This window comes from Salibaculum griseiflavum (assembly GCF_003129565.1).
GTDB classification, from domain to species: Bacteria; Pseudomonadota; Alphaproteobacteria; order Rhodobacterales; family Rhodobacteraceae; genus Salibaculum; species Salibaculum griseiflavum.
In genome coordinates this window covers 1-1,437 of the sequence record NZ_QETF01000040.1, presented here as the reverse complement: position 1 = coordinate 1,437, position 1,437 = coordinate 1, and the positions used below count along the sequence as shown (strand labels likewise).

Genomic DNA, 1,437 nt, shown 5'->3' with positions numbered 1-1,437 from the left:
GGGGATGTCCCGACGGATGTTGAAACTTTGAAAAAGGGTGGCGTTGCTTCCCCTGAGCCGTAGGCTCGGGGTGATCAAACCAAAAAGGAAGCAACACCATGAAGACGACTACCACATCCTCCAGTGCGCTGGCCACCGCGCCCGACGAGTCTTCGCTTGTCGAGGACGCCTATGGCGCGCTGACGGAGAGTTTCGAGCAATTCTGCCTGATGGCGGGCATTGAAAGCCTGACGCAGATGATGAACGAAGACGTGGCCCGGTTGGCGGGGGATCGCTATGAGCATTGCTCTGATAAACCCGGCTACCGTTGGGGTCACACGAAATCCCAGGCGGGCTTTCACGGCGGCAAGATCGATGTCGAGCGCCCGCGCGTACGCAGCAAGGGGACGGGCAGGGAAATGGCGCTCCCGAGTTGGGAGGAGATCGCCGCCGGCGGGTATCTCGACCAATGGGCCGTGAACCTGATGGTGATGAACATGGCCACGCGCAAGTTTGGGCGTGCCGTTCGGCTGCCCGAGGCCGGTGTGCCCGCGAAGGCGGGAAGTGGCCTGTCCAAATCCGCGGTATCGCGCCGCTTCAAGGCGTTGACGCAGGCGAAGTTCGATGAATGGATGGCCTCTGATCTGTCGGAGTTGGACCTGGTCGCCATCCAGATCGACGGGCTGCACCTGAACGACCACCTGCTGATGATTGGCGCTGTCGGGATCGAAGTTTCCGGGCAAAAGCACCCTCTGGGTGTCGTCGAGGGGGCGACCGAGAACGCAGCAACGGTGCAAGCCTTGCTCGATAATCTGATCGAGCGTGGCGTGAACCCCGAGGGCTGCTACCTGTTCATCGTGGACGGGGCCAAGGCGCTGAGCAAGGCGCTGCGCCGGACTTTTGGTGCAGACATCCCGATCCAGCGCTGTCAGGTCCACAAGGCGCGCAACATCACCGACCGCCTCGCTCCCAAGCATCATGCCGCTGTACGCCGCGCCTTGAAGCAGGCTTGGGAGATGGACGATGCCGTGAAGGCCGAACGCCTGATCCGCAATCTCGCACGGCGCTTCGAGCAGGAGGCCCCCGATGTCTCGCGCTCGATCCTGGAAGGGCTCGAGGAAATCCTCACCGTGGTCAGGCTGGGACTGCCGCTTGAACTCCGACGCTCACTGGCCAGCACCAATATCATCGAGTCCATGAACAGCGTCATCCGGCAGGTTTGCCGGAATGTAAAACGCTGGCGGAATGCCAAGATGGCCTTGCGCTGGACCGCCGCGGGAATGTTCGAAGCCAAGAAGGGCTTCCGGCGCCTCAAGGCCTACAAGCAGCTGCCAATCCTAAAGCAGGCCCTTATCGACCACCGCCAAAAGGACCAGCTTGACCAGATCAAGGACGCCGCATAACCTCGCATCAAGCTGCGCCACTCAGGCAAGTTTCAACATCAAGCGGGACATTCCC

Annotated in this window: 1 protein-coding gene; it reads left to right on the top strand. The window is 61.3% G+C overall.

Annotation, left to right across the window (positions count from 1 at the left end; translation table 11 throughout):
* The first annotated feature begins 98 nt into the window (after positions 1-98).
* Positions 99-1,382 carry an IS256 family transposase gene (locus DFK10_RS16155; protein WP_109390065.1) on the top strand — a complete coding sequence of 428 codons (1,284 nt, stop codon included), beginning with the start codon at positions 99-101 and terminating at the stop codon, positions 1,380-1,382.
* Positions 1,383-1,437: the final 55 nt, after the last annotated feature.

Bases quoted from the DNA above. Each gene is read 5' to 3' on its own strand.
- DFK10_RS16155 (WP_109390065.1), top strand. From the start codon at position 99: ATGAAGACGACTACCACATCCTCCAGTGCGCTGGCCACCGCGCCCGAC.